Source organism: Pseudomonas veronii, from assembly GCF_001439695.1.
In the GTDB taxonomy this organism is placed as follows: domain Bacteria; phylum Pseudomonadota; class Gammaproteobacteria; order Pseudomonadales; family Pseudomonadaceae; genus Aquipseudomonas; species Aquipseudomonas veronii.
In genome coordinates, this window is the sequence record NZ_JYLL01000012.1 from 20,666 (window position 1) to 45,597 (window position 24,932).

Consider the following 24,932-nt stretch of genomic DNA (forward strand, 5'->3'; position numbering starts at 1 on the left):
CCCTCCGACTCACGCTTTGTGATACATCGGTGAGAACTCAAAAAGGTCCTCGTTGAGCCAGCCCGAAGCGCGCAGAGCTTCGAGAGGAGCGTCATGTTCGCTAAGCGCTTTAGCCTCTGAGTTTTCCACAGCAGTAGCAATCGGCGATGGGTGGTCTTTCGCAAGAATGCTTGGAGATGGGTCTGCCGGCTTCTCACGGGATACAACGCTTCGAAGCAAGGCAAGGCGATCCTCTCGTGCCAAACCATCGAAGACCATCATTTCGCTCAGCTGATCCTCGATCGGCAGCAAATCGTCGAACTGTCGCATCCGCTTCGGATCTCGGCTACGCAGAGCTGAAAGGGCTGGCTTTAGAATCTGCATTTTTGAGTTGCTTACCTTCACCAGGATCTCAGCAGTCAAACACTCCGAGCCACTCTGGACCGCATAACGCTGACTCAATACCAGCAGCTTGACCAAGAAATCTGTGACGCCTTGAGTGTGCTCATACAGCGTGTCAAAAATCTCGTCGGTCAGCTCAGCAATCTGCTTGCACCACTGATAGCTCCAGAGATTTTCGACCAACAACCGCCACTCCTCATCATCCTTTTCGAATCGTTTGAATTCGAGCGTGCCGGCACCACAGACTCGGCGGGCAGTCCGCATGGCTTCTGAGAACAGGCTAATCGTCGAATTCGTGCCACTGAAAACGACCGGGATCCCAATGTTATTTACCAAATGCAGAAAAAAATTCAGCATGCTCTCCTTACCACCGGTTTTCGCCAGGTGGAGGTTTTGCAGCTCGTCGATCAATAAGGCGCCGATGAAAAACGTGCTGGCCACCTGCTCCATTTGTTGCAGCGCATCATTGATGTTTCGATGCCTGTAGCGCTTGTGGTAGTCCTTGTCTCCCAGAGCGTCACCCACCGCATAAAAAAACTGCTGACAAAATCCAGCCAGCGATCCATCCCGAGGGCAGTCAAGCTTCAGCCATGTGATTTGGGTATGAACAAACTGCTTTCCTTCATAGCGCTCATGACGGATTGTCTGTGGATAAAGGCTCAAAATGGCGTGGAGTGCCGTTGACTTGCCAATGCCGCTCAGGCCAACGACGGTAAACGTTTCTGCAGTGGACTTGAACGCATCGTGGTAACGCTGAGCCCCAGATAAAGAATGCAAATGCCGGACGGTAGCGGGCGACATCGGGTTACGCCCAACATACCCTCGACGAATGAGCAGTGAGAACAGGGCCTCCAGTTCCAGATGTAGCAAAAACGGCTGTACCACGGTTCTTAGCCGGTCGATACAGTGAATTCGAGTGGCTCCTTCGAGCGTCAGCTCTTTCGGATCCACCGGCTGAGGAAAATTCGAGATCAGCTCAACAGCCGCCGCCTCCGACAATATCGGAGGCAAAGCTTCGATAAGCGGGTTACCCGCATACTCACTAATGTCCTGTCTGACGTAATTGGCAAACGTCTGTGCACCTTTCATTTTGCCTGTCCTGGCCGAATTCTTTTGAGCAAATCGATAACCTGCGCAGTGCGCTCGCCGGCATATGAATCATGCGCTTTCGGTGTCAATTCAGATTGAAGTGAAGCTGGCTCCGCCCTAACGCCTTCAGGAACAACAGCATTTTCACGCTCACGGAGACGTTCTTCTGCGCGGTTCTCGCGGATGTTTCCAGTGGCCTCTGCCTTGGTGGGCGGAGCAGGTTCCAGTTTTCGTTCTGCGAGTGCATGACTGATGATCTGGTGGACCTGATCGCTAAGCTGCACACGGCTTTCCAGCTCGGCTCGCCGGCGAGTAGGCGGTTTTTGGCGATAGGCTTCGAGCAGATCAAAAATCTCGTCCGAGCGGTAATTCGCGTAACCGGCATCCGATCGTCGAAGATCACAACGGATAAACTGCTTGGCCTCTCCCTGAATCCAAATGTGTGCCGCAGAGTTCGGATCGAACCAACACTCTATTGACCAAACGCCCCCTTTGCGAGCCTTGGCAAACCAATCTTTCTCTATGGCCATATCACACACGTAGTGCATGCCGCGAAACATCACCCCGCCCTTTTGAACGGTCGCGCGCTCGCGAGGCAAGAGATGGAGGTAAACCAGCTCGTCAGGACGTTTGTTGGATTCGATCAGGTCGTTGTCGTAGGCCCAATTCCATATCCCGTTGGGTGTAGGTTCAACGCCGTCATTCATCATCGCCTGAGTCAGTCGTTCAGGCTGTCGATGGTGCCCGTTATAGTGGAGTACGCACTTGATGAGGATTTGGGTGAACTCTTTGAGATTCAGCGTGGCATCGAGCCGGTAGTCTCGCTCGCCTCGCTCTTTGTCTCGCGCTGCTACCCCGCCAGGTAGCCATCTGATACCCGTCAAATCATTCAAAATGCCAAACCGACTTTCCACCATAGGCTTCCAATCCGGCCGATAAGGCGGAGCAGTGCCCATCTCAATTCCCAATCCTGACGATAGCCCCTCTGCTGCGAGTGACAGCATCTCTCCTCGGTCGGCGTAAATCTGGTGGGGCAGGTGGTGACAATTCCAATCATCTGCATTGATTTCGACGCCGTTCTGAGCGCAGAACTCGACTTTGGAGGTAAATGCGTTGAACAGCGCTTGCCTGGCCCCATTCCAACTAGGGCCCTCCAATCCTACATAGAGACCAGCAATCATTCCGGAGAAGCTATCCACAACGATATAAACTACGGGCCGGCCAATGAGCATCCGCCTGGAGTAGCTGTTGACCAAATAAATATCGGCAATAGTCGCGTCGATCTCGAACTGATGACAGGGTCCACGCAGCCAATCGCGAACGGTACCTGAAAGCGGACGGCAGTCTTTTAACCATCTCCTCAATCCTTTACGGCCACGCTCGGTTTCAATCTCGTCGAAAAAAATCTGTCCCCAATATTGGAACTGCCTCAAGCTGGGGAGTTCTGAACCAGGCAACAAACGAAGCTCTTCTTCACTGTTTTTAGAGATGTCTCGAACTGAGTAGAATCGTCTCAACATTTCGTCATATGCGCTCGAAATAGAAGATTTCTTATCTCTTACATATAGAGCATACCCAACACGGATGCATCGTTTATCAACCGCACTAAGCATCTTGGAAGGCGAAGTAAGAACGCCTTGAAATTTAGGCTTTCGCCCTGGTGGCCTACTTGGATCATATTTTCTATCCGCAACACCTACCGCCGTATAATTACTAAGCAATGAGTTGCGAACTTGACCATAAAACCAATATCGGTAAAGAAGCCGATAGATCGTTTTCCGCTGGATTCCGAGCTCTGACGCCCGTCTGCTAACAAGCCGGCCTAACTCACCTCGTACAAATATTTGTCCCGGGTATTCAGGATCTAATAGAGGGGCGATAACGGCCCACTTTTCGTCCCGGCCTTGCTTGGCTCTCTCATCCAACTGTTCCTCAAGCACAAGCATAAACTCGGGCGTGGTGATGGCTGCTGGTTTGGTGTGACCAGATGCTATCGAGCGACGCAGCTCCTCCAGACCAACCGCGTACGGCTGCCGGGGTGGGTCAGCTAGATCTATCACAACTGCTAAGTCACGCGTTTCATCCTGGTAAAGGAGCCTGGCTATCGTAGAGATGACCGACAGATCGGTTACAGGCTCGAAAACGTCATTAACGAGAACAGTCATGACATTTTCTCCTTCAACGATACTTGGACAGGGCTCGCGGAAACTTCGAAGTCAGGAACTAGACCAGTAAGATGGAGAGGAGTGTTAACCAAATCTATTTTCAGTATCTTGGTCCAAACCAGATGAAAGAAAATTGCTTGAGCGTCTATATAGGAAATTGACAGAAGGGATGCTATTTTTCTTAGACAGGTGGCCAAGGTCCACGAATATTCCCGGCTGTTCACTAGGCACTCAATAAAATTCGAATGCAACGGCAGTTTCATTAAATCACGAGAGAGCTTCGAGTATCTCCTGATTAGTCCAATATTTTTTATCAAATCTCGTGTAAAAAACTCGTCTGTTACGATTTTCCAATCAACACCTTGGCTTTCCCAAAAGCGCTTTTCAATCTCAAGTTTCTCAAGCGTTCTTTTACTTCTGTTGCCAATTAAATCGGAACGATACTTCACCGTCCTAGCTACCGATTTGAAGTTTCCGCTCGGGTCTTTAACAGTTAACAGGAAGTCTGTTGTCATCACATAAGGCAGTGTTGTTCTAGGGTATCTTGGATAGCGTACAGCTATCGCCGACGCTATCGCTTGCGCACGCTCTGTGGGTAGTAAAGGGTATTGCTCTCGGATATCCACGACGTCTTCAGAAAATTCACACACAAGGAAGTACGAACGCTCGAGATCTGACAGTAGGTGATGAATTCTCTCGATCTTCACACCTTGAATCTTGTGCGAACGACCTATCGACGGGACATCTTGTACCCGCAGCCAAGGCACGTAGCTTGCCCCGGCGCCTTCGCCAAATCCATTTGCAATGTGCCGTTCAATGTCCTGCTGTGATGCAAACTTACGACCTCGCAACCCACGCCTCCTCAGTCGATGCGGACCGCTTCACCTCGCGTCGAGAAAAAGTCGTAGAAGGACACGACTGCCAAAGCGGCCGTATTCAAAACATTTTCCAGACTACACCCGCTGAAAGTTGAAGCGATGAATCCAGACCAAAGGGAAAGCCTGGAAAGGAAAACCCCTGTAGATACGGGGGGTTGAGCCTTGTGTCAATCTATGTTCATCAGTGTCAAACTTTATTGTTTTGTGTCAATCTTTATTGTTCAAAACCAGACGGGCCTTCCGGCGCCAGCCGTATTACTCCACCGTCACCGACTTCGCCAGGTTGCGCGGCTGGTCAACGTCGGTGCCCTTGAGCACGGCGACGTAGTACGACAGCAATTGCAGCGGGATGGTGTAGAGGATCGGCGACAGGGTGTCGTGGATGTGCGGCATGTTGATGACGTGGGTGCCTTCGCCATTGACCATGCCGGCTTTCTCGTCGGCGAAGACGATCAGTTGGCCGCCGCGGGCGCGCACTTCCTGCAGGTTGGACTTGAGCTTCTCCAGCAGTTCGTTGTTCGGCGCGACGGTGACCACCGGCATGTCGTCATCCACCAGGGCCAATGGGCCGTGTTTCAGTTCGCCGGCCGGGTAGGCTTCGGCGTGGATGTACGAAATTTCCTTGAGCTTCAGGGAGCCTTCCATCGCCACCGGGTATTGCGCGCCACGGCCGAGGAACAGGGTGTGGTTCTTGTCGGCGAACAGCTCGGCGACTTTTTCTACGGTGCTGTCCATCGCCAGCGCTTCGCCGAGGCGGGTCGGCAGGCGGCGCAGTTCTTCCACCAGGGTGGCTTCGACGCCGGGGGCCAGGGTGCCGCGCACTTGGCCCAGGGACAGGGTCAGCAGCAGCAAGCCGACCAGTTGGGTGGTGAAGGCTTTGGTGGAGGCCACGCCGATTTCGCGACCGGCCTGGGTCAGCAGGGTCAGGTCGGACTCACGGACCAGGGAGCTGATGCTGACGTTGCAGATCGCCAGGCTGGCGAGGAAGCCCAGCTCTTTGGCGTTACGCAGGGCAGCCAGGGTGTCGGCGGTTTCGCCGGACTGCGAGATGGTCACGAACAGGCTGTCGGGCTGCACCACCACCTTGCGGTAGCGGAATTCGCTGGCGACTTCGACCTGGCACGGGATGCCGGCCAGTTCTTCCAGCCAGTAACGCGCAACCATCCCGGCGTGGTAGCTGGTGCCGCAGGCCACGATCTGGACATTGCGCACCTTGGCGAACAGCTCGGCGGCTTGCGGGCCGAAGGCGTTGACCAGCACTTGCTTGTCGCCAAGGCGACCTTCCAGGGTGCGTTGCACCACGGCCGGTTGCTCGTGGATTTCCTTGAGCATGAAGTGGCGGAACGCGCCCTTGTCGGCCGCTTCGGCGCCGTCGCGGTATTGCACGGCTTCGCGCTCGACGGAATTGCCGTTTACGTCCCAGATCGCCACGCTGTCACGGCGGATGTCGGCAATATCGCCTTCTTCCAGGTACATGAAGCGGTCGGTGACCTGGCGCAGGGCCAGTTGGTCGGAGGCGAGGAAGTTTTCCCCCAGGCCCAGGCCGATCACCAGCGGGCTGCCACTGCGTGCGGCAACCACGCGGTCGGGTTGGCTCGCGCAGATCACGGCCAGGCCGTAGGCGCCGTGCAGTTCCTTGACCGTGGCCTTGAGGGCGGCGGTCAGGTCGTTGTGGTCCTTGAGCTTGTGGTTGAGCAGGTGGGCGATGACTTCGGTGTCGGTGTCCGAGGTGAACACGTAACCCAGGCTCTTCAACTGTTCACGCAGCGCTTCGTGGTTTTCGATGATGCCGTTGTGTACCACGGCCACGTCGCCAGAGAAGTGCGGGTGGGCGTTACGTTCGCACGGCGCACCGTGGGTGGCCCAACGGGTGTGGGCGATGCCCAGGCGACCGACCAGCGGTTCGCCGGCCAGGGCCTGGTCCAACTCGCTGACCTTGCCCGGACGACGCAGGCGCTCCAGCTTGCCGGCGTTGGTGAAGACCGCCACACCGGCGCTGTCATAGCCGCGGTATTCCAGGCGTTTGAGGCCTTCGATCAGGATGGGGGTGATGTTACGTTCAGCGACTGCGCCAACAATGCCACACATGGTGTTTCTCCTAGATGATTGCCGCGCATATCAGCGTAATGCCGCGGGCTTGGATCTGGTCGCGGGCCTCATGCGGCAGGCGATCATCGGTGATCAGGGTATGGACGCTGCTCCAGGGCAGTTCCAGGTTGGGAATCTTGCGGCCGATCTTGTCGGACTCGACCATCACCACCACTTCACGGGCAACCTCGGCCATCACGCGGCTCAGGCCCAGCAGCTCGTTGAACGTGGTGGTGCCGCGCTGCAGATCGATGCCGTCGGCGCCGATGAACAGTTGATCAAAGTCGTAGGAACGCAGCACCTGCTCGGCGACCTGGCCCTGGAACGAGTCCGAATGCGGGTCCCAGGTGCCGCCGGTCATCAACAGCACCGGCTCGTGTTCCAGCTCGCTCAAGGCGCGGGCCACGTGCAGGGAGTTGGTCATCACCACCAGGCCGGGCTGGTGGCCCAGTTCGGGGATCATGGCGGCGGTGGTGCTGCCGCTGTCGATGATGATGCGTGCGTGTTCGCGCAGGCGCATCACGGCGGCACGTGCGATGGCGCGCTTGTAGACCGAGATCGGCTGGGCAGGGTCGCCGACGAGCTCCTGGGGCATGGTGATCGCGCCACCGTAACGGCGTAGCAGCAGGCCGTTGCTTTCGAGGGCGGCCAGGTCCTTGCGGATGGTGACTTCCGAGGTTTCGAAACGCTTGGCCAATTCATCCACGCTGACTTCGCCCAGTTGATTGAGCAAGGTCAGGATGTTGTGGCGTCGTTGGGGTGTATTTCGTTTCGACATGGTGACTTTATGTTTCGTTTCGAAAGATAACGAAGGCAATAAAAACCTATTGGCGAAAGATCGTCAAGCAGCATGCCGCAAATTTTTGAAACTGGCGAAGGGCTAATGTGGGAGGGGGCTTGCCCCCGATAGCAGTGTGTCAGTCATTAAGTGCTTTGACTGGACCGTCGCCATCGGGGGAAAGCCCCCTCCCACATTGACTATTTGTTGCTGATAAGACTGTGGATAACTCAGCTCTTTTTGATTTTGACCGGGCGTTTCCAACCGTCGATGTTGCGCTGACGGGCGCGGGCCACGGCAAGCTGGGACTTATCCACATCCTGATTGATGGTTGAACCCGCTGCGGTGTTTGAGCCATCACCGATGGTTACAGGTGCAACCAGCGAGTTATTGGAGCCGATGAATACGTCTTCACCAATCGTCGTCTGATACTTGTTGGCACCATCGTAATTGCAGGTGATGGTGCCAGCGCCGACGTTGGTCCGCGCGCCGATCACCGCATCGCCCAGGTACGTCAGGTGGCCGGCCTTGGCGCCTTCGCCCAGATGGGCGTTTTTCAATTCGACAAAGTTACCCACATGGGCCTTGGCTTCCAACACGCTGCCGGGACGCAGGCGCGCAAACGGGCCGGCATCGCTGCCCTCGCCCATCACCGCACCGTCGATATGGCTGTTGGCCTTGATCACCACGCCCTTGCGCAGGGTGCTGTCCTTGATCACGCAGTTCGGCCCGATCACCACGTCGTCTTCGATGATCACACGACCTTCAAGAATCACGTTGATGTCGATCAGCACATCCCGGCCCACGGTGACTTCACCGCGCACATCGAAGCGCGCCGGGTCGCGCAGGGTCACGCCCTGGGCCATCAGGCGGCGGCCTTCGCGCAGTTGGTAGTGACGCTCCAGTTCGGCGAGTTGCTTGCGGTCGTTGGCGCCCTGCACTTCCATCGGGTCGTGGGGCTGTTCGGTGGCGACCAGCAAGCCATCGTTGACGGCCATTTCGATCACGTCGGTCAGGTAGTACTCGCCCTGGGCGTTGTTGTTGGACAAACGGCTCATCCAGTCCGCCAGGCGATTGGCCGGCACTGCGAGAATCCCGGTGTTGCCTTCGGTGATGGCGCGTTGGGCGTCGCTGGCGTCCTTGTGCTCGACGATAGCGGCGACCTTGCCGTCGGCGTTGCGCACGATGCGGCCGTAGCCGGTAGGGTCATCCAGTTCGACGGTGAGCAGGCCCATCTGGCCGGGCACGACGTGCTTGAGCAGGCGCTGCAGGGTTTCCACTTCGATCAGGGGCACGTCGCCGTAGAGGATCAGCACCGTGTCGGCTTTGATGAACGGCACGGCTTGGGCGGTAGCGTGGCCGGTGCCCAGTTGCTTGTCTTGCAATACGAAATTCAGGTCATCCGCGGCCAGGCGTTCACGCACCACATCGGCACCGTGGCCGATGACGACGTGGATGCGTTGCGGGGCCAGTTGCCGGGCGCTGTGGATAACATGGCCAAGCATGGAGTTACCGGCCACCGGGTGCAGCACTTTGGGCAAGGCCGACCGCATGCGGGTGCCCTGGCCAGCGGCGAGAATGACGATTTCTAGAGACATGAATGGCTACCAATCCTGGGCGGTCCGGCTTCAGACCAGAGAAGTGTTTTGCAAAAAAAGAAAAAGGGTAGCCGAGGCTACCCTTTTTAATCAATCACGCATGAGGCGTAACGGCTTAGCCGCCAAACTTCTTGCGGATCTGCTGGACGGTACGCAGCTGAGCTGCGGCCTCGGCCAGACGAGCGGCAGCAGAACCGTAGTCGAAATCTGCGCCTCTTTCGTTCAGGGCCTTCTCAGCAGCCTTGACGGCAGCCTGAGCGGAGGCTTCATCCAGGTCAGCAGCACGTTGCACGGTGTCGGCAAGTACCGTGACCATGTTCGGCTGAACCTCGAGGAAACCACCGGAGATGTAAAACACCTCCCGTTCCCCGCCTTGCTTGGTCAGAGTGATCGGACCTGGCTTCAAACCGGTGATCAATGGCGCGTGGCCCATGGCAATACCCAGGTCACCGAGTTCGCCGTGTGCAATCACCATTTCTACCAGACCGGAGAAGATTTGCCCTTCCGCGCTGACGATATCGCAATGGACTGTCATAGCCATCTGATTGCCTCAACCTGATGAGCGCCCGTTGCCGGGCGCCGGGATTACAGTTTCTTGGCTTTCTCGATCGCTTCTTCGATGCCGCCGACCATGTAGAACGCTTGTTCTGGCAGGTGGTCGTAGTCACCGTTGAGGATGCCTTTGAAGCCAGCAATGGTGTCTTTCAGGGAAACGTATTTACCCGAGGCACCGGTGAAGACTTCAGCCACGAAGAACGGCTGCGACAAGAAGCGCTGGATCTTACGAGCGCGGGATACCAACTGCTTGTCGGTTTCCGACAGCTCGTCCATACCCAGGATCGCAATGATGTCCTTCAGTTCTTTGTAACGCTGCAGCACGTACTGAACGCCGCGAGCGGTGTCGTAATGCTCCTGGCCGATCACGTTCGGGTCCAGCTGGCGCGAAGTCGAGTCGAGTGGATCGACCGCTGGGTAGATACCCAGGGAAGCGATGTCACGGGACAGAACGACGGTGGCGTCCAAGTGGGCGAAGGTGGTCGCTGGCGACGGGTCGGTCAAGTCATCCGCAGGTACGTATACCGCTTGGATCGAAGTGATCGAACCTTCCTTGGTCGAAGTGATACGTTCTTGCAGAACGCCCATCTCTTCAGCCAGGGTCGGCTGGTAACCTACTGCCGAAGGCATACGGCCCAGCAGTGCGGATACTTCAGTACCGGCCAGGGTGTAACGATAGATGTTGTCGACGAACAGCAGAACGTCGTTACCTTCGTCACGGAACTTCTCGGCCATGGTCAGGCCGGTCAGTGCTACGCGCAGACGGTTTCCCGGCGGCTCGTTCATCTGACCGTAAACCAGTGCCACTTTGTCCAGAACGTTGGAGTCCTTCATCTCGTGGTAGAAGTCGTTACCCTCACGAGTACGCTCACCCACACCGGCGAACACGGAATAACCGCTGTGCTCGATGGCGATGTTACGGATCAGTTCCATCATGTTTACGGTCTTGCCTACACCGGCACCACCGAACAGACCGACTTTACCGCCCTTGGCGAACGGGCAAACCAGGTCGATAACCTTGATGCCGGTTTCCAGCAGGTCGTTGCCGCCAGCTTGTTCCGCGAACGAAGGTGCTGGACGGTGAATGCCCCAGCGCTCTTCGGTGTCGATCGGGCCAGCTTCGTCAATCGGGTTACCCAGAACGTCCATGATCCGGCCCAGGGTCGCTTTACCGACCGGTACGGAGATGGCAGCGCCAGTGTCCAGAACACCCAGACCGCGCTTCAAGCCCTCGGTGGAACCCATTGCAATGGTACGAACCACGCCGTCGCCCAGCTGCTGCTGAACTTCCAGAGTGGTGCCTGCATCGCTTTGTACTTTCAAAGCGTTGTAGATGCTCGGTACGCTGTCGCGTGGAAATTCCACGTCGATAACGGCGCCGATGATTTGAACGATACGTCCGCTACTCATAGCTGGATCCTCTGAATATTTGAACCGTTAAACCGCGGCAGCGCCGCCGACGATTTCCGAGATCTCTTGGGTGATCGCAGCCTGACGCGCCTTGTTGTAGATCAGCTGCAAATCGCTGATCAGATCACCGGCGTTATCGGTAGCGTTTTTCATCGCGATCATCCGCGCCGCTTGTTCAGCTGCGTTGTTCTCGACCACCGCCTGGTACACCTGCGACTCCACGTAGCGCACCATCAAGCCGTCAAGCAGCTCTTTGGCGTCTGGTTCGTAGAGGTAGTCCCAGTGGTGCTTGAGTTCCTGATCCGGAGTCGCCACCAGTGGAATCAATTGCTCCACGGTAGGCTGCTGGGTCATGGTGTTGATGAACTTGTTGGATACCACGGACAGGCGGTCAATCCGGCCTTCCAGGTACGCATCCAGCATCACCTTCACACTGCCGATCAAATCATTGATCGACGGCTCTTCACCCAGGTGGCTGATAGCTGCAACGACGTTACCGCCGAAGTTGCGGAAAAAGGCCGCACCCTTGCTACCAACTACACACAGATCGATCTCGACGCCGTTTTCGCGGTTTACCGCCATGTCCTTGACCAGGGCCTTGAACAGGTTGGTATTCAAACCACCGCACAAACCACGGTCACTGCTCACTACCACATAACCCACACGCTTAACTTCGCGGTCGATCATGAACGGGTGGCGGTATTCCGGGTTGGCGTTGGCCAAATGCCCAATTACCTGGCGGATACGCTCCGCATAAGGACGGCTAGCCGACATACGCATTTGTGCCTTGCGCATTTTGCTGACCGCCACTTTTTCCATGGCGCTGGTAATTTTTTGCGTGCTTTTGATGCTCGCAATCTTACTGCGAATCTCTTTTGCGCCTGCCATGTAACACCTATCAGGTTAGCAAGCGGGAGCCTTGCGGCTCCCGCTGCGGCTTACCAGGTTTGGGTGGCCTTGAACTTCTCGATACCGGCTTTCATGCCAGCGTCGATATCGTCATTGAAGTCACCCTTCACGTTGATCTTCGCCATCAATTCGGCGTGATCGCGGTTGAAGTAAGCAATCAGCGCTTGTTCAAAGCTGCCGACCTTGGCGATTTCAACGTCGGTCAGGAACCCACGCTCAGCGGCATACAGCGACAACGCCATGTCAGCGATCGACATCGGGGCGTATTGCTTCTGCTTCATCAGCTCGGTAACGCGCTGACCATGCTCAAGTTGCTTACGGGTCGCTTCGTCCAGGTCAGAAGCGAACTGGGCGAATGCCGCCAGTTCACGGTACTGAGCCAGAGCGGTACGGATACCACCGGAGAGCTTCTTGATGATCTTGGTCTGAGCGGCACCACCCACACGGGATACCGAAACACCGGCGTTCACTGCAGGGCGGATGCCCGAGTTGAACATGGCCGATTCCAGGAAGATCTGACCGTCGGTGATGGAAATCACGTTGGTCGGAACGAACGCGGAAACGTCGCCAGCCTGGGTTTCGATGATCGGCAGTGCGGTCAGGGAACCGGTTTTGCCGGTCACTGCGCCGTTGGTGAACTTCTCTACGTATTCTTCCGAAACGCGGGATGCGCGCTCCAGCAGACGGGAGTGGAGATAGAACACGTCGCCTGGGTAGGCTTCACGGCCTGGTGGACGGCGCAGCAGCAGGGAAATCTGGCGGTAAGCCACTGCTTGCTTGGACAGATCGTCATAAACGATCAGCGCGTCTTCACCGCGGTCACGGAAGAATTCACCCATGGTGCAACCGGAGTACGGTGCCAGGAATTGCAGCGCAGGAGATTCCGAAGCACTGGCAGCCACGATGATCGTGTTGGCCAGGGCGCCGTTTTCTTCCAGCTTGCGAACCACGTTGGCGATGGTCGATTGTTTCTGACCGATGGCTACGTAGACGCAGAAAATGCCGCTGTTCTTCTGGTTGATGATCGCGTCGATCGCCAGAGCGGTTTTACCGATCTGACGGTCACCGATGATCAGCTCACGCTGGCCACGGCCGACTGGGATCATGGCATCGACAGCCTTGTAGCCAGTCTGTACAGGCTGGTCTACCGACTTACGCCAGATCACGCCTGGAGCAACTTTCTCGACCGCATCGGTCTCGGTGTTGTTCAGCGGACCTTTGCCGTCAACTGGGTTACCCAGTGCGTCGACTACGCGACCCAGCAGTTCCTTACCAACCGGAACCTCCAGGATGCGGCCGGTGCACTTGGCGCTCATGCCTTCAGCCAGACTGGTGTACGCGCCCAATACAACGGCACCTACGGAGTCTTGCTCCAGGTTGAGGGCCATACCGTAGACGCCGCCCGGAAACTCGATCATCTCGCCGTACATGACGTCGGCCAGACCGTGAATCCGCACGATGCCGTCAGATACGCTGACGACAGTGCCTTCGTTACGGGCTTGGGAGGTCACATCGAGCTTGTCGATGCGGCCCTTGATAATTTCACTTATTTCGGAAGGATTGAGTTGCTGCATTGCTCTGCTGCCCCTTCAAACTCAAGATTTCAATGCTTCGGCAAGGCTCGCGAGTTTGCCGCGAACCGAGCCATCGATAACCAGGTCGCCGGCGCGAATGACAATGCCCCCAATGAGGGATTTGTCTTCCGCAACTTGCAGGCGCACTTCCCGGTCGAGTCGTGCACTGAGAACCTTGGCGAGTTTGTCTTGCTGTTCTTGGTTCAATGCAAAAGCACTGGTCACTTCAACGTCTACCGACTTCTCTTGCTCGGCCTTGAACAGGTCGAACAGAGCGGCAATCTCCGGCAGAAGCGGGAGACGGTCGTTTTCGGCAACGACGTGAATGAAGTTCTGCACTTTCACATCGAACTTGTCGCCGCACACGTCAATAAACGTGGCGGCCTTGTCTGCGCTCGTCAGGCGCGGGGCCTTGAGCACGCGCTGCATGGTGTCGTCTTGCGACACTGCTGCAGCCAGGCCGAGCATGGCTGACCAAGAGGCCAGCTGCTGGTGGGCCTGGGCGTGCTCGAAGGCTGCCTTAGCGTAAGGTCGGGCCAACGTGGTCAGTTCTGCCATGATCGCCCTCGCTTAAATTTCAGCAGCCAGTTTATTAACCAGCTCCGCGTGCGCGTTTTGATCGATTGTGGCACCGAGGATCTTCTCGGCACCGCCGACCGCCAGCGCACCCAGTTGGGCACGCAGCGCGTCTTTGACGCCGTTCAGTTCCTGTTCGATCTCGGCATGAGCCGAAGCCTTCACACGATCAGCTTCGACGCGGGCTTTTTCAACAGCCTCTTCGACGATCTGGTTGCCGCGCTTCTTGGCTTGCTCAATGATTTCAGCTGCCTGTGCTTTAGCATCGCGCAGTTGATGACCCACTTTCTCTTGGGCCAACTCCAGGTCGCGAGCTGCACGGCTGGCAGCGTCCAAACCATCCGCGATCTTCTTCTGACGTTCGTGCAAAGCCGCGATGACCGGAGGCCACACGAACTTCATGCAAAACACTACAAAAATGAAGAACGCAACGGATTGGCCAATCAGGGTTGCATTAATGTTCACGCCAACACCTCGCTCATTCGTTGTCCATCACCCCAATCAACTCGAAAATTCGAGTGATTAGCCAGCGAGTTGACCAACGAAGGGGTTCGCGAAGGTGAAGAACAGAGCGATACCAACGCCGATCATGGTCACGGCGTCGAGCAGGCCGGCGACGATGAACATTTTAACTTGCAGCATTGGAACCATTTCTGGCTGACGCGCTGCGCCTTCCAGGAATTTGCCGCCAAGCAGGCCGAAACCAATGGCAGTACCCAGGGCGCCCAGGCCGATCAACAGTGCAACAGCGATAGCGGTTAGACCAACTACAGTTTCCATCTTTCCTCCCGACTTTTACGTCGTATGGTTTAGGTTTTTTAGATTTTAAAGCGGTAAAACAAATCGTTTCATAGCCCTTTCAGGCCACCTTCCCGTTTTACCGGGAAGGACATCAGACTAGTCGAGACTGGCCTTAATGGTTCTCTTCGTGCGCCATCGACAGGTAGACGATGGTCAGCATCATGAAGATAAACGCCTGCAGGGTGATGATCAGGATGTGGAACACAGCCCACGCCCACTGCAGAACAACGCCCAGGCCGCTAAGCCAGAGCAGACCGCTGCCGAACATCACAGCGATCAGAATGAACACCAGCTCGCCGGCATACATGTTGCCGAACAGTCGCAAGGCCAGGGAGATCGGCTTGGCGACCAGAGTCACGAATTCCAGCAGGAAGTTCACCGGGATCAGCAGGGCTTGAACGAAGATGTTCTTGCTGCCGAACGGGTGCAGGGTCAGTTCGCCGATGAAGCCGCCGATGCCCTTGACCTTGATGCTGTAGAAAATGATCAACGCGAACACCGACAGGGCCATGCCCAGGGTGGCGTTAGGGTCAGTGGTGGACACCGCACGGAATGGAATGTGGTGATCGCCAGTGATCAGGATGGCCAACTGAGGAATCCAGTCGACCGGAATCAGGTCGACGGCGTTCATCAGGAACACCCAGACGAAGATGGTCAGTGCCAGCGGTGCAATCACCGGGCTACGGCCATGGAAGCTGTCTTTCACGCTGCCATCGACGAATTCGACCAATACTTCAACGAAGTTCTGCAGGGCACCCGGTTGACCGGAAGTCGCCTTCTTTGCCGCCATGCGGAAAATCAGGACGAAAATCAGACCCAATGCGACCGACCAGCCCAGAGTATCCAGGTGGAAAGCCCAGAAGCCCATTTCTTTGGCTTCTGCTGCGGTGTGGGCGAAGCCCCAGCCGCCGTTGGGAAGCTGACCGAAGGTCAGGTTCTGCAAGTGGTGCTGGATATAGCCCGAAGCGGTTGTTTCTGCCATGGTTGCCTCAAACGCCCTAAGGTTTCGAAAGTCTTGTTTTCATTAGCAGGGGAGCGAACCAGCTGACCAGTTGGGTCAACACGAAGACGCTGAATACAGCCAGCGGCGCCAATGGCTTCACACCTGCAAAGGTCAGTGCAAACAGCACTGCCGTCAAAATCAATTTCCCCGCCTCGCCGGCATAAAAAGACCGGACGATGGCCTGGGCTGCTCGGGCGCCGGAAAACCGAAAGGCCCTGTGAGCAAAATACATATTGGGCAGCAAGGCTATCAGGCCACCGCAGAGTCCCGAGTATCCCGCTACGACTCCATGCCAATACCAAAGCGCCAGTGCGGCGATCAGCAAAATGACAAATTGCGCCAATAGAACCGGGAAAACGGCCAAGCGATGGAACGACGACGTGTTTGGCGTGCGGGTTTCCACCACTCTTGCTCCTCAATGGTCGGCTGCCGGAAATCAATAACTTGGCATAATTTGTGCCGACAAAATGCGCGCAGAGTATAGGGGCGGTTCTGCCCCTATTCAACTGTCAGGTAGTGATTTCCGATCACACGCTACATAAGCAATTGTTTCAGCGGATGTGGGCAAGAACACCCTGAAGCTCATCTAGCGAGTTATAGCCGATGACCAGTTGGCCTTTACCCTTCTTGCCATGTCGAATTTGCACCGCAGAGCCCAGGCGCTCGGCCAGGCGCTGTTCGAGACGCGCGATATCCGGATCAGTTTTGACCGCTTCGACCGGTGCAGGTTTACCACTGAGCCACTGTCGAACCAGGGCCTCGGTCTGACGAACGGTGAGACCCCGTGCGACAACGTGTCGCGCCCCTTCAACCTGTTGATTTTCCGGTAAACCGAGCAAAGCACGCGCATGCCCCATTTCGAGGTCGCCATGGGAAAGCATCGTCTTGATGACTTCCGGCAGTGCGATCAGGCGCAGCAGGTTGGACACGGTCACGCGGGATTTACCCACGGCATCGGCCACTTGTTGCTGGGTCAGCTGGAATTCCTGCTGCAAACGCTGCAAAGCGATCGCTTCTTCGATCGGATTGAGGTCTTCGCGCTGGATGTTCTCGATCAACGCCATGGCGATGGCGGTTTCATCCGGCACATCGCGCACCATCGCCGGGATGGTTTCCTTGCCGGCCTGTTGGCTCGCGCGCCAGCGGCGTTCGCCGGCGATGATTTCAAAGCGGCCGGCGCCAATCGGGCGGACCACGATCGGCTGCATCACGCCCTGGGCCTTGATCGAGTTGGCCAGTTCTTCCAGCGCCTGCGGGTCCATGTCCCGGCGCGGCTGGTATTTGCCGCGCTGGATCAGGTCCAGCGGCAGGTGCTGCAGCTCGCGCTCGTCGGCCTGTACCGCTTGTTCTTCAAGGGTCGTGACAGTCGGACCACTCAGCAGTGCATCCAGTCCACGTCCGAGACCTCGTTTCTTGACGGCCATGGGGTTTCCTTAAGTTGGCTGGGCTGCAGCGGTACGGGAGTTGCGGCGTTGACGACGAACCATCTCGCCGGCCAATGCCAGGTAGGCAATGGCGCCACGCGAGGACTTGTCATACGCCAGCGCGGGCATGCCATAGCTTGGCGCTTCGGCCAGGCGGATGTTGCGTGGGATCACGGTGTCGTACAGCTGATCGCCGAAGTGTTCCTTGAGCTGCGCCGACACATCGTTCATCAGGCTCAGGCGCGGATCGAACATGGTCCGCAGCAGGCCTTCGATCTGCAGGTTCGGGTTGAGCAGTTCGGCGATGCGCTTGATGTTATCCACAAGGTCGCTCAAGCCTTCCAGTGCGTAGTACTCGCACTGCATGGGGATAATCACGCCATCGGCGGCCACCAGCGCATTGAGCGTCAGCATCGACAGCGACGGCGGGCAGTCGATCAAGATGTAATCGTAATTCTCGCGGATCGGCGCCAAGGCGCTGCGCAGACGGCTTTCTTTCATCTGCATTTCCAGCAGCACCACTTCCGCCGCCGTCAGGTCGCGGTTGGCCGGCAGCAGTTGATAACCGCCGTGTTCGGAATAGTGCATGGCCTGGGCCAGGTCGCACTCGCCGATCAGCAAGTCGTAGACCGAGTTTTCCAGGCCGTGTTTATCCACACCGCTACCCATGGTGGCGTTGCCCTGTGGATCGAGATCGATCAACAGCACCCGGCGCTTGGTCGCGACCAGGGATGCTGCGAGGTTGATGCAGGTGGTGGTTTTACCCACGCCACCTTTCTGGTTCGCTATCGCGAATACCTTAGCCATTCTTGCTTGTGTTCCCAATCATGCCGTGCGGCGCAGTATCAGCAGATGGCGTTGGCCTTGGCAACCGGGTACGGCCAAGGCGTGTTCGCTATCGAGGTGGAAGTCTGCCGGCAATGCTAACAGCTCGTCGCTTGGATGAACGCCCTTCATTGCCAGCCAACGTGTGTCGCGGTCGCCTAAGTGGCGGGTCCAGTTGCTGAAATTCTCCATGCTGCTGAAAGCCCGGGAAACAATTCCGTTGAAAGGCTGCGGCGGCGTGAAGGCTTCGACGCGACTGTGGATAACTTGCAGGTTGTCCAGCTTCAGTTCGAGTTTGACCTGGGTCAGGAAGCGGGTCTTCTTGCCGTTACTGTCCAGGCAGGTCACTTGCGACTCGGGAAACAGGATAGCGAGCGGAATGCCAGGCATCCCGCCGCCGCTGCCGACGTCGAGCCAGCGGCCGTTTTCGATGAACGGCATCACGCTCAGGCTGTCGAGCAAGTGGCGCGAGACCATTTCGTCGGGGTCGCGCACCGCCGTCAGGTTGTAAGCCTTGTTCCATTTGATCAACAGGGCCAGGTAGCCGAGCAGCAACTCGTGCTGGGCGGGGCTCAGGTCGACACCCAACTGGCGTGCTCCTGTGGATAACTCTTCGGCGTGTTGCGAGGTGACCAACGAACTCAAGCGCTTTGCTCCAACTGACGGCCCGCGCCGCGTTTTTTCAAATGAATCATCAACAGCGAAATGGCTGCCGGGGTGACACCGGGGATCCGTGAAGCCTGGCCCAGGGTTTCCGGGCGAGTTATCCCCAGCTTGCTTTGGATTTCTTTCGATAGCCCGGAAATCCCGGTGTAATCGATATCCACAGGCAGCTTGGTGTCTTCACTGGCGCGCAGGCGAGCGATCTCGTCCTGCTGGCGATCGATATAACCGGCGTACTTGGTTTTGATCTCGACCTGTTCGGCGACCTGCGGATCGTCTGCGCCGCCGCCGGTCACTTCAATCAGACCAGCGTAGTCGATTTCCGGACGGGACAGCAGGTTCAGCAGGTTGTACTCGTGGGTCAGCGGCGTGCCGAATTTTTCGGCGATCGCGTCGCCCTGCTCGGTACCCGGGCGAACCCAGGTGCTTTTCAGGCGCTGCTCTTCCAGGTCGATACTTTCACGTTTCTTGCAGAAAGCCGCCCAACGCGCGTCATCCACCAGGCCCAACTCGCGGCCTTTTTCGGTCAGGCGCAGGTCGGCGTTGTCTTCGCGCAGGATCAGACGGTATTCCGCCCGCGAAGTGAACATCCGGTACGGTTCCTGGGTACCCAGGGTGATCAGGTCGTCGACCAACACGCCGATATACGCTTCATCGCGACGCGGGCACCAGCTGTCTTTGCCCTGCGCGCGCAACGCGGCGTTGGCCCCGGCCAGCAAACCTTGGGCGCCGGCTTCTTCGTAACCGGTGGTGCCATTGATTTGTCCGGCGAAGAACAGACCGCCGATCACTTTGGTTTCCAGGCTGTATTTCAGGTCACGCGGGTCGAAGTAGTCGTACTCGATGGCGTAGCCGGGACGCACGATGTGCGCGTTTTCCATGCCGCGAATCGATTGCACGATCTGGATTTGCACGTCGAACGGCAGGGAAGTGGAAATCCCGTTCGGGTACAGCTCGTGAGTGGTCAAGCCTTCGGGCTCGATGAAGACCTGGTGGCTTTCCTTGTCGGCAAAGCGGTGGATCTTGTCTTCGATCGACGGGCAGTAACGCGGGCCGATGCCTTCGATCACCCCGGAATACATCGGCGAACGGTCGAGGTTCGCGGCAATGATTTCGTGGGTGCGCGCATTGGTGTGGGTAATCCAGCAGCTCACCTGTTTCGGGTGCTGCTCTTTCGAACCCATGAACGACATCACCGGAATCGGCGTATCGCCGGCCTGCTCGGTCATCACCGAGAAATCCACCGAACGCCCATCGATCCGCGGCGGCGTACCGGTTTTCAGGCGACCGACCCGCAGCGGCAGTTCGCGCAGGCGTTGTGCCAGGGCAATCGACGGCGGATCGCCGGCGCGGCCACCGGAATAGTTCTGCATGCCGATGTGGATAAGTCCACCGAGGAACGTGCCGGTGGTCAACACCACGGATTCAGCGAAGAAACGCAGGCCCATCTGGGTAACAACACCGCGGACCTGGTCTTGTTCGACGATCAGGTCATCGGCTGCCTGTTGAAATATCCACAGGTTCGCCTGGTTTTCCAGGGTTTCGCGTACCGCCGCCTTGTACAGGATGCGGTCGGCTTGTGCCCGGGTCGCACGCACGGCTGGGCCTTTGCGGCTGTTCAGCACACGAAATTGAATACCCCCTTTGTCGGTGGCCATGGCCATCGCGCCGCCAAGGGCATCGATTTCCTTGACCAGATGGCTTTTGCCGATGCCGCCAATGGCAGGGTTGCAACTCATGGCACCAAGGGTTTCCACGTTGTGCGTCAGCAACAGGGTTTTTGCACCCATGCGTGCTGAGGCCAGTGCTGCCTCGGTACCGGCATGACCGCCGCCGATGACGATCACTTCAAAACGGGAAGGGAAATCCACCACGCACCTCGTGCCTGCTTATGTAGGTAATTAGGAATTGATTGATTGAGCTGGTTTTAGAGCTTTGGCGGCCAGTATAGGGACTTAGCCCTTCCTAAAGAACCCTTTGCACAAAATTTAACCAGCTGTGGATGAATCACAGACAATAGAAATTAAAAGAGAGAAAGATATTAAATCTTTGTTTTTATGTTTATTTATACTGAGCCTAATTTCTGTGGATAGATTGCTACAGCCCTTTATTTACGTAATGTACAGAGATTCAAAAGTCTGTGGTCATGTGTCCATGAGCGGCGTGGATAAGTGCTTTAAGCCTGTGGATTAAACAGGCGGTTATCCACAGAGGGGTTTTCGCTCAGGTTTCAAGCCCTGTTATCAACCGGGCACAGGCGCGGTTATTCACAGGGCTTAATCCACAGAAATTGCTGCGCCAACGCAAATCGCGCCCACGGTGAGGCCACCAATGGCTGGCTCAGGAGTGCAGAAAGAGAGGAAATCGGCTGAAACAAGAGAAACAGACAGGCACGAATGGCCTGTCTGTGGACAACGAAGGTCTATTTACCGATACAGAAGCTGGAAAAGATCCGCCCCAGCAGGTCATCCGAGCTGAATGCCCCGGTGATCTCGCCCAATAGCTGCTGCGCCTGGCGTAAATCCTCAGCCAACAGCTCACCGGCGCCAGCCAAGGTCAGCTGCGCCCGACCATGCTCCAGGGCCGCGCTGGCATGGCGCAGCGCCTCCAGGTGCCTGCGACGGGCGCTGAAGCTGCTTTCCGACGTCTGCTCATAGCCCATGCAGGCTTTGAGGTGTTCGCGCAGCAACTCCAGGCCATCCCCGGCCGACTTGGCACTCAGGCTGATCGTGACGTGGCCATCCTCACTGGTTTCCATGGCAATGGCTTCGCCAGTCAGGTCAGCCTTGTTGCGGATCAAGGTGACTTTGGCCGGGTCGGGCCGTTGCTCGAGGAATTCCGGCCACAGGGCAAAAGGGTCCACCGCCTCTGGCGCAGTGGCGTCTACCACCAGCAGCACACGGTCGGCTTCGCCGATGGCCTTGAGGGCGCGTTCCACGCCGATCTTTTCCACCTGGTCGTCGGTGTCACGCAGCCCGGCCGTATCGACGACGTGCAGCGGCATGCCGTCGATGTGGATATGTTCGCGCAGGATATCCCGGGTGGTGCCGGCAATCTCGGTGACGATCGCCGCTTCACGGCCGGCCAGGGCATTGAGCAGGCTGGATTTGCCCGCATTGGGGCGCCCGGCAATCACCACGGTCATGCCGTCGCGCAACAACGCGCCCTGCCCGGCTTCGCGCAGTACTGTGGATAACTCGTCGCGGACTTTATCCAGCATCGCCAACACATGGCCATCGGCGAGGAAGTCGATTTCTTCTTCCGGAAAATCAATCGCCGCCTCCACATAGATGCGCAGGCTGATCAGTTGCTCGGTCAAGTTATGCACGCGCAGGGAAAACGCGCCCTGCAGTGAGCGCAAGGCGTTGCGCGCCGCCTGTGCAGAACTGGCCTCGATCAAATCGGCAATGGCTTCGGCCTGGGCCAAGTCGAGTTTGTCGTTGAGGAATGCACGCTCGCTGAATTCTCCCGGCCGGGCCAGGCGACAGCCCAGTTGCAGGCAGCGCTGCAGCAGCATATCCAGCACGACGGGGCCGCCGTGACCCTGCAATTCAAGGACGTCTTCACCGGTAAAGGAATTCGGCCCCGGGAAATAGAGGGCCAGGCCTTCGTCCAGCACCTGGTTATCCGCATCCAGAAACGCGCCGTAATGGGCGTAGCGCGGTTTCAACTCACGACCGCTGATGGCCTTGGCGGCCATGCCGGCGAGCGGCCCGGAAATTCGAACGATACCGACACCGCCGCGACCTTGGGCGGTAGCGACAGCAGCGATGGTTTCACGAGGAGCGCTCATCAGCAGGTTCCAGAACAAAAGTGACGGAAAGCAAAACGCCCCACTAGGGGGCGTCTTGAGTGGTTATCCACAGAGTAAGTTACGCCGCGGCTTTTTTGGTAGCCGCTTCGATCTTACGTGTGATGTACCACTGTTGAGAGATCGACAACACGTTGTTGACCACCCAGTACAGCACCAGACCAGCCGGGAACCACAGGAAGAAGAAGGTGAAGATGATTGGCATCATTTTCATTACCTTGGCCTGCATCGGATCCGGCGGAGTCGGGTTCAGGCGCTGCTGGATGAACATGGTCGCGCCCATGATGATCGGCAGGATAAAGAACGGGTCTTTGATCGACAGGTCAGTTATCCACAGCATGAACGGTGCCTGGCGCATTTCCACGCTTTCCAGGAGTACCCAGTACAGCGACAGGAATACCGGCATCTGCACCAGAATCGGCAAGCATCCACCCAGCGGGTTGATCTTCTCTTTCTTGTACAGCTCCATCATGGCCTGCGACATTTTCTGCCGGTCGTCGCCATGTTGTTCTTTCAGCGCGGCCAGTTTCGGGGCCACGGCACGCATGCGCGCCATCGACTTGTAGCTGGCGGCCGACAGTGGGAAGAAGATCCCCTTGATCAGCATCGTCAGGAAGATGATCGAGAAGCCCCAGTTGCCGACGATGCTGTGGATATGTTGCAGCAGCCAGAAGATCGGCTGGGCAATGAACCACAGGATGCCGTAATCCACAGTCAGTTCCAGACCTGGGGATAACTCTTTGAGCACTGCCTGGCTTTTCGGGCCGGCGTACAGGGTCGCGGTGGTTTCAGCCTTGGCGCCTGGAGCAACGGTCAACGTCGGGCCAGTAAAGCCGATGATGTAGTTGCCCTGGCTGTCCTTGCGGGTTTGCACCAGGTTGGCTTCACCCTTGTTCGGGATCCACGCGGTCACGAAGTAGTGTTGCAACCAGGCAACCCAACCACCTTGGACGGTTTCTTTCAGCGCGCCCTTGTCGATATCTTTCATCGACACTTTTTTGTACGGCTCGTTACTTGTCCACAGGGCGGCGCCCAGGTAAGTCGCGGTGCCGGTGGCAGTGCTGGAAGAAGGATCGGCGCTGCCATCACGCTTGAGCTGGGCAAACAGGTTGCCGCTCCACGCTTTGTCGCTTTCGTTGTCGATCAGGTAAGTGACCTTCAAGTCGTACAAACCGCGGGTGAAGCTGAAGCGTTTGATGTAATTGACGCCGTCGAGGCTGAATTTCAGGTCGACGTTCAACTGGTTCTGGCCGTCAGCCAGTTGATAAGTCTTCTGTTCGGTCGAATAAACCGGACGACCGGTAGCACGCGCATCCGGACCGTTGGTGCCGGTCAGGCCGCTTTGTGCCAGATAAACGCGTTCGCCGCCGTTATCGAACAGCTGGAACGGAACATCCGGATGGTCTTGGCGACGTGGATACAGCGGCAGTTTCAGCTGCGCGATATCACCACCTTGTGGATCGATAGCCAGGTCGAGCACATCCGTTTTCACATGGATGAGGTCTTTATTGGTGACAACTGGCGTTTCTACAGGGGCGCTTGTCTCGCCATTCGCGCTGGGAACATCGGCACTCGCGGACGCATTGTTACCCAGCGGGGTGTCCGGAATAGCCGGCGCAGCCTGATTGGCAGCAACATTCTGAGTCGGCAGGGCAGCTTGGCCGTAGTCCTGGTTCCACTTAAGAACCATGACGTAGGACACGATTGCCAGGGCGACGATCAGGATCGTGCGTTTAATATCCATGATTACTCGGCCATCGAAGAAGAACGGGAGGTAGGGATAGGTGGAACCGGGTCATAACCACCGGGATTCCACGGATGACAGCGACCTAAACGACGAAAGGTCAGCCAGCCACCGCGCAGAAGACCATGATTTTCTATGGCCTCTAACGCGTAGCAGGAACAACTGGGGTAGAAACGACAGTGGTTGGCCATCAGAGGACTAATGGCATAGCGGTAAAACTGGATCGGAACGAGTGCCAGTTTACGCATCAAGGCTGTCTACCCCTACAGTTTCGGTGCTGACTGCTGGTGCTGGTTTGTTGGTACGCGCCAGACGTTTCCAGAGCTTGCCGAAATGCTGAATCAATTCGGGGTTTTCTACGTCCCCCAAGCCTTTGCGCGCGACGATAACAATATCCCAACCAACCAGAGTGTCCTGGTGGAGGCGAAACGATTCGCGCATCAGACGCTTGAGGCGATTGCGCTCAACGGAGAGCTTTACGCTCTTCTTGCCGATCACCAACCCGAGACGGGGGTGATCCAGATCGTTGTTACGCGCAAGGAGCAGGAGATTTTTCCCCGGAACCTTGCCGGTGGGGGAGTCAAAGACTGCCTTGAAGTGCCGGGGGGTAAGCAGACGCTTTTCCCGACTGAAGTCCTGACTCACCACCAGTACCGGATT

23 protein-coding genes are annotated in these 24,932 nt (G+C 57.1%); all 23 read right to left on the reverse strand.

All coding sequences use genetic code 11. The features are described 5' to 3' along the window. Window positions 1-9: 9 nt before the first annotated feature. Complete coding sequence (locus TU80_RS16260) at window positions 10-1,470, reverse strand: ATP-binding protein (RefSeq protein WP_017848908.1); 1,461 nt, start codon at window positions 1,468-1,470, stop codon at window positions 10-12. Beyond that, the gene (locus tag TU80_RS16265; protein WP_034101595.1) at window positions 1,467-3,635 is read right to left on the reverse strand and encodes a Mu transposase C-terminal domain-containing protein; all 2,169 of its coding nucleotides are present in this window, start codon (window positions 3,633-3,635) and stop codon (window positions 1,467-1,469) included. The genes TU80_RS16260 and TU80_RS16265 overlap by 4 nt, the downstream gene beginning before the upstream one ends. Beyond that, window positions 3,632-4,486 (reverse strand): TnsA endonuclease N-terminal domain-containing protein, encoded by an 855-nt coding sequence (locus tag TU80_RS16270; RefSeq protein ID WP_010567715.1) that lies wholly within the window; start codon window positions 4,484-4,486, stop codon window positions 3,632-3,634. Before TU80_RS16270 ends, TU80_RS16265 begins: the two co-directional genes overlap by 4 nt. A 282-nt stretch (window positions 4,487-4,768) precedes the next feature. Then, window positions 4,769-6,601 (reverse strand): glutamine--fructose-6-phosphate transaminase (isomerizing), encoded by a 1,833-nt coding sequence (gene glmS, locus TU80_RS16275; protein ID WP_057004918.1) that lies wholly within the window; start codon window positions 6,599-6,601, stop codon window positions 4,769-4,771. 10 nt (window positions 6,602-6,611) lie between these two features. Then, entirely contained in the window at window positions 6,612-7,379 is a 768-nt protein-coding gene (locus TU80_RS16280; RefSeq protein ID WP_026140274.1) for a DeoR/GlpR family DNA-binding transcription regulator, read from the reverse strand. 230 nt (window positions 7,380-7,609) lie between these two features. Continuing rightward, on the reverse strand, window positions 7,610-8,977 hold the full coding sequence (gene glmU, locus TU80_RS16285) for a bifunctional UDP-N-acetylglucosamine diphosphorylase/glucosamine-1-phosphate N-acetyltransferase GlmU (protein WP_057004919.1): 1,368 nt from the start codon (window positions 8,975-8,977) through the stop codon (window positions 7,610-7,612). A gap of 115 nt (window positions 8,978-9,092) precedes the next feature. Continuing rightward, window positions 9,093-9,518, reverse strand: a complete 426-nt coding sequence (locus TU80_RS16290; protein ID WP_046381581.1) for a F0F1 ATP synthase subunit epsilon — start codon at window positions 9,516-9,518, stop codon at window positions 9,093-9,095. Between the two features lie 44 nt (window positions 9,519-9,562). Then, a complete protein-coding gene (gene atpD / locus TU80_RS16295) occupies window positions 9,563-10,942 on the reverse strand; it encodes a F0F1 ATP synthase subunit beta (RefSeq protein ID WP_010565871.1) in 1,380 nt (459 codons plus the stop codon). Window positions 10,943-10,969: 27 nt separating this feature from the next. Beyond that, window positions 10,970-11,830 carry a F0F1 ATP synthase subunit gamma gene (atpG, locus tag TU80_RS16300; RefSeq protein ID WP_017848932.1) on the reverse strand — a complete coding sequence of 287 codons (861 nt, stop codon included), beginning with the start codon at window positions 11,828-11,830 and terminating at the stop codon, window positions 10,970-10,972. 50 nt (window positions 11,831-11,880) lie between these two features. After that, window positions 11,881-13,425, reverse strand: coding sequence for a F0F1 ATP synthase subunit alpha (gene atpA / locus TU80_RS16305; protein ID WP_017848933.1), 1,545 nt, complete (start codon window positions 13,423-13,425; stop codon window positions 11,881-11,883). Between the two features lie 21 nt (window positions 13,426-13,446). Continuing rightward, a complete protein-coding gene (locus TU80_RS16310) occupies window positions 13,447-13,983 on the reverse strand; it encodes a F0F1 ATP synthase subunit delta (protein ID WP_017848934.1) in 537 nt (178 codons plus the stop codon). Window positions 13,984-13,995: 12 nt separating this feature from the next. Further along, entirely contained in the window at window positions 13,996-14,466 is a 471-nt protein-coding gene (locus tag TU80_RS16315; RefSeq protein WP_015886647.1) for a F0F1 ATP synthase subunit B, read from the reverse strand. A gap of 57 nt (window positions 14,467-14,523) precedes the next feature. Then, a complete protein-coding gene (atpE, locus tag TU80_RS31675; protein ID WP_002555987.1) occupies window positions 14,524-14,781 on the reverse strand; it encodes a F0F1 ATP synthase subunit C in 258 nt (85 codons plus the stop codon). Between the two features lie 133 nt (window positions 14,782-14,914). Beyond that, window positions 14,915-15,784, reverse strand: coding sequence for a F0F1 ATP synthase subunit A (gene atpB, locus TU80_RS16325; RefSeq protein ID WP_017848936.1), 870 nt, complete (start codon window positions 15,782-15,784; stop codon window positions 14,915-14,917). A gap of 16 nt (window positions 15,785-15,800) precedes the next feature. Then, a complete protein-coding gene (locus TU80_RS16330; RefSeq protein WP_026140275.1) occupies window positions 15,801-16,208 on the reverse strand; it encodes a F0F1 ATP synthase subunit I in 408 nt (135 codons plus the stop codon). A gap of 148 nt (window positions 16,209-16,356) precedes the next feature. Further along, window positions 16,357-17,229 (reverse strand): ParB/RepB/Spo0J family partition protein, encoded by an 873-nt coding sequence (locus TU80_RS16335; protein WP_017848938.1) that lies wholly within the window; start codon window positions 17,227-17,229, stop codon window positions 16,357-16,359. A gap of 9 nt (window positions 17,230-17,238) precedes the next feature. Continuing rightward, a complete protein-coding gene (locus TU80_RS16340) occupies window positions 17,239-18,036 on the reverse strand; it encodes a ParA family protein (protein WP_016978715.1) in 798 nt (265 codons plus the stop codon). An 18-nt stretch (window positions 18,037-18,054) separates the two neighbouring features. Continuing rightward, window positions 18,055-18,699 carry a 16S rRNA (guanine(527)-N(7))-methyltransferase RsmG gene (rsmG, locus tag TU80_RS16345; protein WP_026140276.1) on the reverse strand — a complete coding sequence of 215 codons (645 nt, stop codon included), beginning with the start codon at window positions 18,697-18,699 and terminating at the stop codon, window positions 18,055-18,057. Then, complete coding sequence (gene mnmG / locus TU80_RS16350) at window positions 18,696-20,588, reverse strand: tRNA uridine-5-carboxymethylaminomethyl(34) synthesis enzyme MnmG (RefSeq protein ID WP_057004955.1); 1,893 nt, start codon at window positions 20,586-20,588, stop codon at window positions 18,696-18,698. Before mnmG ends, rsmG begins: the two co-directional genes overlap by 4 nt. Window positions 20,589-21,139: 551 nt before the next feature. After that, window positions 21,140-22,510: a tRNA uridine-5-carboxymethylaminomethyl(34) synthesis GTPase MnmE gene (gene mnmE / locus TU80_RS16355; RefSeq protein WP_017848941.1), complete on the reverse strand. Its 1,371-nt coding sequence runs from the start codon at window positions 22,508-22,510 to the stop codon at window positions 21,140-21,142. A 79-nt stretch (window positions 22,511-22,589) separates the two neighbouring features. Continuing rightward, window positions 22,590-24,272: a membrane protein insertase YidC gene (gene yidC, locus TU80_RS16360; protein WP_046381578.1), complete on the reverse strand. Its 1,683-nt coding sequence runs from the start codon at window positions 24,270-24,272 to the stop codon at window positions 22,590-22,592. Window positions 24,273-24,274: 2 nt separating this feature from the next. Further along, window positions 24,275-24,520 (reverse strand): membrane protein insertion efficiency factor YidD, encoded by a 246-nt coding sequence (gene yidD / locus TU80_RS31685; RefSeq protein ID WP_003213574.1) that lies wholly within the window; start codon window positions 24,518-24,520, stop codon window positions 24,275-24,277. Next, complete coding sequence (gene rnpA, locus TU80_RS31690) at window positions 24,513-24,917, reverse strand: ribonuclease P protein component (protein WP_010565857.1); 405 nt, start codon at window positions 24,915-24,917, stop codon at window positions 24,513-24,515. The genes yidD and rnpA overlap by 8 nt, the downstream gene beginning before the upstream one ends. Between the last annotated feature and the right edge of the window lie 15 nt (window positions 24,918-24,932).

Coding starts and splice junctions, on each gene's coding strand:
- TU80_RS16260 (WP_017848908.1), bottom strand. CDS start 1,470: ATGAAAGGTGCACAGACGTTTGCCAATTACGTCAGACAGGACATTAGT.
- TU80_RS16265 (WP_034101595.1), bottom strand. CDS start 3,635: ATGACTGTTCTCGTTAATGACGTTTTCGAGCCTGTAACCGATCTGTCG.
- glmS (WP_057004918.1), bottom strand. CDS start 6,601: ATGTGTGGCATTGTTGGCGCAGTCGCTGAACGTAACATCACCCCCATC.
- TU80_RS16280 (WP_026140274.1), bottom strand. CDS start 7,379: ATGTCGAAACGAAATACACCCCAACGACGCCACAACATCCTGACCTTG.
- glmU (WP_057004919.1), bottom strand. CDS start 8,977: ATGTCTCTAGAAATCGTCATTCTCGCCGCTGGCCAGGGCACCCGCATG.
- TU80_RS16290 (WP_046381581.1), bottom strand. CDS start 9,518: ATGGCTATGACAGTCCATTGCGATATCGTCAGCGCGGAAGGGCAAATC.
- atpD (WP_010565871.1), bottom strand. CDS start 10,942: ATGAGTAGCGGACGTATCGTTCAAATCATCGGCGCCGTTATCGACGTG.
- atpG (WP_017848932.1), bottom strand. CDS start 11,830: ATGGCAGGCGCAAAAGAGATTCGCAGTAAGATTGCGAGCATCAAAAGC.
- atpA (WP_017848933.1), bottom strand. CDS start 13,425: ATGCAGCAACTCAATCCTTCCGAAATAAGTGAAATTATCAAGGGCCGC.
- TU80_RS16310 (WP_017848934.1), bottom strand. CDS start 13,983: ATGGCAGAACTGACCACGTTGGCCCGACCTTACGCTAAGGCAGCCTTC.
- atpE (WP_002555987.1), bottom strand. CDS start 14,781: ATGGAAACTGTAGTTGGTCTAACCGCTATCGCTGTTGCACTGTTGATC.
- atpB (WP_017848936.1), bottom strand. CDS start 15,784: ATGGCAGAAACAACCGCTTCGGGCTATATCCAGCACCACTTGCAGAAC.
- TU80_RS16335 (WP_017848938.1), bottom strand. CDS start 17,229: ATGGCCGTCAAGAAACGAGGTCTCGGACGTGGACTGGATGCACTGCTG.
- TU80_RS16340 (WP_016978715.1), bottom strand. CDS start 18,036: ATGGCTAAGGTATTCGCGATAGCGAACCAGAAAGGTGGCGTGGGTAAA.
- mnmE (WP_017848941.1), bottom strand. CDS start 22,510: ATGAGCGCTCCTCGTGAAACCATCGCTGCTGTCGCTACCGCCCAAGGT.
- yidC (WP_046381578.1), bottom strand. CDS start 24,272: ATGGATATTAAACGCACGATCCTGATCGTCGCCCTGGCAATCGTGTCC.
- yidD (WP_003213574.1), bottom strand. CDS start 24,520: ATGCGTAAACTGGCACTCGTTCCGATCCAGTTTTACCGCTATGCCATT.